The sequence below is a fragment of the Saccharothrix xinjiangensis genome, assembly GCF_039527585.1.
GTDB lineage: Bacteria > Actinomycetota > Actinomycetes > Mycobacteriales > Pseudonocardiaceae > Actinosynnema > Actinosynnema xinjiangensis.
On the sequence record NZ_BAAAKE010000022.1, the window covers coordinates 160737 to 166943 of the forward strand.

5 protein-coding genes are annotated in these 6207 nt (G+C 73.8%); 2 read left to right on the forward strand and 3 right to left on the reverse strand.

From position 1 onward, the window contains the following. Nucleotides 1-4: 4 nt before the first annotated feature. Entirely contained in the window at nucleotides 5-1882 is a 1878-nt protein-coding gene (locus ABD223_RS32205) for a glycoside hydrolase family 127 protein (protein ID WP_344040429.1), read from the forward strand. 142 nt (nucleotides 1883-2024) lie between these two features. Continuing rightward, a complete protein-coding gene (locus tag ABD223_RS32210; protein ID WP_344040430.1) occupies nucleotides 2025-3011 on the forward strand; it encodes a LacI family DNA-binding transcriptional regulator in 987 nt (328 codons plus the stop codon). 41 nt (nucleotides 3012-3052) lie between these two features. Here ABD223_RS32210 and ABD223_RS32215 read toward each other — a convergent pair whose 3' ends face one another. From ABD223_RS32215 to ABD223_RS32225, 3 genes are all read right to left on the reverse strand, one after another. Further along, the gene (locus tag ABD223_RS32215) at nucleotides 3053-3721 is read right to left on the reverse strand and encodes a nitroreductase (protein ID WP_344040431.1); all 669 of its coding nucleotides are present in this window, start codon (nucleotides 3719-3721) and stop codon (nucleotides 3053-3055) included. Between the two features lie 88 nt (nucleotides 3722-3809). Beyond that, the gene (locus ABD223_RS32220) at nucleotides 3810-4346 is read right to left on the reverse strand and encodes a MarR family winged helix-turn-helix transcriptional regulator (RefSeq protein ID WP_344040432.1); all 537 of its coding nucleotides are present in this window, start codon (nucleotides 4344-4346) and stop codon (nucleotides 3810-3812) included. A 143-nt stretch (nucleotides 4347-4489) separates the two neighbouring features. Continuing rightward, nucleotides 4490-6207 (reverse strand): family 43 glycosylhydrolase (locus ABD223_RS32225; protein ID WP_425564047.1); only part of this gene is annotated, 1718 nt, incomplete at its 5' end.

The window sequence follows — 6207 nt, forward strand, 5'->3', positions numbered from 1 at the left end:
CCCGGTGGTCCCGAGCCGCGCGCGGCTGCGGCCGCTGGGCACCGGGGACGTGCGGCTCGTCGGCGGGCACTGGGGCGAGTTCCAGGAGCGCAACCGGTCGGCGGTCCTGCCGCACGTCGAGCACTGGGTCGAGCGGACCGGGTGGCTGGGCAACTTCGACGCCGCCCGCGCGGGCGGGCTGCCCGCCGACCGGCGCGGTCGGGAGTTCTCCGACAGCGAGGTCTACAAGCTGCTGGAGGCGATGGCCTGGGAACTGGGCCGGGCGCCGGACCCGGAGCTGGAGGCCCGCTTCCACGCGATCGTGGCCCGGGTCGCCGCCGCCCAGGAACCCGACGGCTACCTCAACACCCGGTTCGGCAGGCCGGGCCAGGGGCCGCGCTGGTCGGACCTGGAGATGGGGCACGAGCTGTACTGCGTCGGGCACCTGCTCCAGGCCGCGGTCGCCCGCGCCCGCACCGGCCACCCCGACGACCCGCTGGTGCGGGTCGCGCGGCGGGCGGCCGACCTGGTGTGCGCGGAGTTCGGGCCGGACGGCAGGGCGGGCGTGGACGGGCACCCGGAGGTCGAGTCCGCCCTGGTCGAGCTCTACCGGGTGACGGGGGAGCGGCGGTACCTGGAGCAGGCCGGTCTCTTCGTCGAGCGCCGCGGCCACCACGTGCTCGACGAGGTCGAGTTCGGCCGCGAGTACTTCCAGGACGACGTCCCGGCCCGCGAGGCGCCCGCCTTCCGCGGGCACGCTGTGCGGTCGGTGTACCTGGCCGCGGGCCAGGTGGACCTGGCCGACGAGACCGGCGACGACGGCCTGCTGGCCGCGGTGGTCCGGCAGTGGCGGCACACGGTGTCCGCGCGCACGTACCTCACCGGCGGCATGGGGTCGCGGCACCAGGACGAGGCGTTCGCCGAGGACTTCGCGCTGCCGCCGGACCGCGCCTACTCGGAGACCTGCGCGGGCGTCGGCTCGGTGATGCTCGCCTGGCGGCTGCTGCTGGCCGAGGGCGACCCGGTGTACGCCGACCTCATCGAGCGCACGCTGTTCAACGTGGTCTCGACCTCGCCGGCCGCGGACGGGCGGGCGTTCTTCTACGCCAACACCCTGCACCGCCGCGAGCTGGGCGCGGTCCCCGACGCGGACGAGCCCAGCCCCCGGGCCTCGTCGTCGCTGCGGGCGCCGTGGTTCGAGGTCTCCTGCTGCCCGACCAACCTCGCCCGGACCCTCGCCTCCCTGGCGGCCTACGTGGCCACGGCGGACGACGAGGGCGTCCAACTGCACCAGTACGCCGGCGGCACCGTCGAGCAGGAGCTGCCCGGCGGCCGGGCGGTCCGCCTGGTCGTGGCCACGGGGTACCCGGCCGACGGCGAGGTCCGGGTGCGCGTCGACAGCGACGACGAGCGGCCCTGGACCCTGACGCTGCGGGTCCCGGGCTGGGCGGTCGACGGCGCGACGCTGACCGTCGGCGGGACGACCAGGCCGGTCGGCCCCGGCGCGGTCGCCGAGCGGCGGTCGTGGCGGCGCGGCGACGAGGTCGTGCTGCGGCTGCCGGTGGCACCGAGGTTCACCCACCCGGACCCGAGGATCGACGCGGTGCGCGGGTGCGTGGCGGTGGAGCAGGGGCCGCTGGTGCTCGCGGTGGAGTCCGTGGACGTGCCCGGCCTCGACACCGTCGACCACCTGCGCGTGGACCCGTCGGCGCCGCCGCGCGCCGTCGACGGGCGGGTCGTGGTGCGCTGCGCCCGGGTGACGCCCCCGGAGCCGGGGTGGCCGTACCGGGCCGCTCCGCCGCCGGTCGAGGCGCGCGGGTTCGAGGACGTGCCGCTGGTGCCCTACTACACGTGGGCGAACCGGGGGCCGTCGACCATGCGGGTCTGGTTGCCCGTGGTCTGACCGACCGCGCCGCCGCCGCGCCTCGCGGCGGGGTCCCCGTTCGCCAAGTGGGGCGCGGTGGCGTGCGCGTATGCTTTCGAAAACGGTTTCAGGAGAGGGGACGTCGGTGGCTCGACAGCGCGTTGGCGCCACGCTCGCGGACGTGGCGCAGCTGGCGGGTGTGTCCCTCGCGACGGCCTCCAAGGCGCTCAACGCCCGCGCCGAGGTCGCCGCGCGCACCCGCGAGCGGGTGCGGAAGGCGGCCGAGGAGCTGTCGTTCCAGCCGAACGTCCTGGCGCAGGGCCTGATCTCCGGCCAGACCCGCACCGTCGGCCTGCTCACCGACGAGCTGCTGGTCGCCCGGTTCGCCATCCCGGTCCTGCTGGGCGCGGAGAACGCCCTGGGCAGCGAGCAGATGAGCGTGCTGCTGTGCGACGCGCGCGGTGACGCGATCCGGCGCAGGCACTACATCCGGACGCTGATCGCCCGGCGGGTGGACGGCTTCATCGTGCTGGGCGACGGCAACGAGGTCCGGCCCTCGCTGTCCCAGGAGATCCCGGTGCCGGTGGTCTACGTCTACTGCGAGTCCGACGACCCGGACGACGTGTCGATCCTCGCCGACGACGCGGGCGGCGCCCGCCTGGCCGCCGAGCACCTGCTGTCGCTGGGCAGGCGCCGGATCGCGCACATCAGCGGCGACCCGTCCTACCGGGCGGCCCAGGACCGGGCCGCCGCGTTCGAGCAGGCCCTGGGCGAGGCCGGGCTGCCGCTGGTGGGCGGCGCGCGGTTCGGGCAGTGGTCGCAGCGGTGGGGCAGGCAGGGCGTGGGCAGCCTGCTGGCCGCCCACCCCGACGTGGACGCCGTCTTCTGCGGCAGCGACCAGATCGCCTACGGCGTCACCGAGGCCCTGCGCGAACTCGGCCGGGACATCCCGGACGACATCGCGGTGGTGGGGTACGACAACTGGGAGACCTTCGCCGCGGAGAGCCGCCCGCCGCTGACCACGGTGGACGTCAACCTGGAGCGCCTCGGCGCCGCCGCCGTCGGCCACCTGTTCGCCGCCCTGGACGGCAACCCGTCGCGCGGTGTCGTGCGCCAGCCGTGCCGCCTGGTCCTGCGCGAGTCCACCGGGGTCGCCCGGCCGCGCTGATCCCGCCTCCTCGCCGATGCCCGCGCCGACGCCCCCGCCGGTCAGCGGCCGTCGACGAAGGTGACGGTCTCGTCGAGCGGCGCCCGACCCGTGCGGGGGTCGCTCACGGCCGGGTCCTCGAACCCGATCGACAGGCCGCAGAACAGCAGGAGGTCGTCCGGGGGCGAGAGGACCCGCGCGACGGTCCCGTGGAACTTCGCCCAGGCCATCTGCGGGCAGCTGTGCAGCCCTTCGGCGCGGAGCAGCAGCATGACGGTCTGGAGGTACATGCCGAGGTCGGACCACTGGGGCAGGCCCAGGTCGCGGTCGACGTAGCAGAACAGGGCGGCGGGCGCGCCGAAGCAGTCCCAGTTCGCGACCGCGGCCCGCTGCCGGGCCTCCAGGTCCTCGCGGGCGATGCCGAGCGCGCCGTAGCGCTGCCCGCCGAAGGCGGACCGGCGGTCGCGGTAGGGGGACTTCAGCGCGGACGGGTACTGCTCGTACCGGGCCTCGTCCCAGGGGTCGCCGGCGGCGATGCGCTCGCCGGTGAGCTCCTTGAGCCGGGCCAGCGGCGCGCCGGTCACCACGTAGGCGTGCCAGGGCTGGATGTTCGACCCGGACGGCGCCCAGGCCGCGGCGGCCAGCACGCGCCCCAGCGCCTCCTCCGGCACGGGCCGGTCGGTGAAACCGCGCACCGCGCGTCGACTGGTGACCGCCTCGTAGACGTCCATGGGCCTCTCCCCGCTCGGCGCGCACAACTTCGTCACACTTGAGATAGTAACGATCGATACGATCTCAAGTGTGACGAAGTGCGGGGTGTCACCCTTCCGGTCCACCGCCGTCGGGGTAGGAGAACCTGGTCAGCAGTTCCCCCAGCTGTTCGGCCTCGCCGGGCCCCAGGTGGGCGACCAGGTGCTCGGCTTGCGGCTCCGCCGCCGCGTGGGCCGCGTCGACCAGCTCGGCGCCCCGGGGCGTGATCTCCACCGCCCGCGCCCGCCGGTCGCCCGGGACGGCCTTCCGGACGGCCAGCCCCCTGCGCTCCAGGTCGTCCACGACGCGCATGATCCCGGCCTTGTCCGACCCCGTCGCCGCCACCAGGTCCCGCTGCACCGTGGCGCCGCGCTCGACCAGCACGATCAGCACGGCGAAGTGCCGCAGCTCGACGCCCAGCGGCCGCAGGGCCTCCGACATCACCGAGGCCGCGCGCCAGTGCGCCTGGCGCAGCAGCAGGCCGAGCGCGAAGGGCGAGGACCCCGCGGGGCGGTCGGCCGCGCGCGCGGCAACGGCTCCGGCGGGAACGGTGCCGGCAGGCGTGGTGCCGGCAGGCGTGGTGTCAGGGGGGACGTCGGCGGCCATGGCGGAATGGTACGGCGGTCGGCTCACCCGATACCGTTTCACTTGAAACCGGACGCGGTCGTGCCCCGGCACGCCGGGGCACGACCGCGGTTCACGCCCCCCGGGCCACCCCGCCGGTGACGGGGACGGGTGGCGCTCCGGGGTCAGGGCGTGGTCAGGTCGAACTCGCGGACGGTCACTGCGCCACCGAGGGACTGCGTGGCGAAGTTGAAGATGCCGAAGCGGTAGCCCATGAAGAACTGCCAGGCGTTGTTGAGCGTGAACGCCGGTCCGAGCGAGGTGAAGTTCACCCCGTCGGTGCTGTAGGAGAAGCGGGCGACGCGGTTGGCGCCGGGTTGGATGTCGGCGTTGACCCGCAGCCAGACCCGGCTGCCGCCGAGCGCGGCGCTCGCCGCCTCGGTGCCGGTGCTGGTGGTGCGCCAGCTGCCGTCCATGGCCAGGCCGGTGGTCATGGACAGTCGGTTGACGCCGTTGTCGCGCTTGACCCCGATCCAGGCCGAGGACTGGCGCAGCATCGCCAGGCCGGTCCGGTCGCCGTCGCGCATCGCGCCGAGGTCCAGCTCGACGGTGGCGGTGGAGGTCGGTCCCTGGATGCGGTGGGTGAGGGTGTTGCGGGCGGCGTACAGGTCGTTGGTGACGGTGGCCGTCTGCAACCTCAGCCCGTTGTCCACCGAGTACCGGGACGTGTCCGGGTCGTGGTTCCACTCCCACTGCGGGCCGAGCGCCGGGCCCGCGAAGGTGTCGGACCCGGTGAGGGGCTTGACCGGCCTGGTCGGCAGCGGCGAGGGGTAGTTCACGCCCCACCTGCCGTTGACCGTCTGCAAGGTCGGCCACCCGTCCGCGGTCCAGCTGATCGGGGCGAGGGCCGGGACGCGGCCGCCGGGGTAGGCGTCGACGAACGACATGTAGTGCCAGGACCCGTTCTGGGTCTGGACCAGGCTGCCCTGGTGCGGCACGCCGCCGCCGGGGATCGGACCCGGCAGGTCGAGCAGCACCTGCCGCACGGTGTACGGGCCGAACGGCCCGTTGTCGGACTTGAGCACGTACTGGCCGTTGGCGGGTCGGGTCAGCCAGATGTAGTAGCTGCCGTTGCGCTTGTAGAACCTCGCACCCTCCAGCGTGCCGATGTTCGAGGGGGTCTGGAACACCTGCTGGGCGCGGACCTGGCTGCGCCCGTCGGCGGACAGCTGGGCGACGCTGATGGTGCCGTTGCCGTAGGCGACGTACATCGTGTCGTTGTCGTCGATGAGCATGCCCGCGTCGTAGTAGCAGTTGTCGATCTGGGCGTGCCGGTTCCACGGCCCTTCCACGCTGGTCGCGGTGTAGATGTAGGTGTCGTTGAAGTCGATGCACCCGGCCCAGTAGTAGGTGCGGTTGCTGGGCCGGTACTGGAGCGTCGAGGCCCAGATGCCGTTGACGTAGGCCCGCTGCCCGGTGGTCAGGTCGTACTTGGCGCCGAAGTCCAGGGACGGCACCGAGTGGCCGGCGAACTCCCAGTTGACCAGGTCGTACGAGCGCAGGACCGGCGCGCCGGGCGAGTAGTGCATCGTCGACGCGGTCATGTAGTAGGTGTCCCCGACGCGGATGACCTCGACGTCGGCGAAGTCCTGCCACACGACCGGGTTGGTGTACTGGCCGCCGGGTTGCTGCGGGGTCGTGCTGGTCGGGCCGGAGCCGACGCGGACGAGCTGCCACTGCTGGTTGGCGCCGCCCCAGTCGCTGTACTGCACGACGTTGGCGCCGTCGTTGGTGGCGGCGTTCTGCACCTCGACGGCCTTGTTGCTGTTGCGGTTGATCAGCCGCACGTGGCCGCCGTCGGAGTCGGCGAGGCGGAACTGCTGGTTGGTGGTGTTGTTGTCGG

Excerpts from the sequence above, each read along its gene's own strand:
- ABD223_RS32215 (WP_344040431.1), bottom strand. The coding sequence starts at position 3,721 with ATGGACGTCTACGAGGCGGTCACCAGTCGACGCGCGGTGCGCGGTTTC.
- ABD223_RS32220 (WP_344040432.1), bottom strand. The coding sequence starts at position 4,346 with ATGGCCGCCGACGTCCCCCCTGACACCACGCCTGCCGGCACCACGCCT.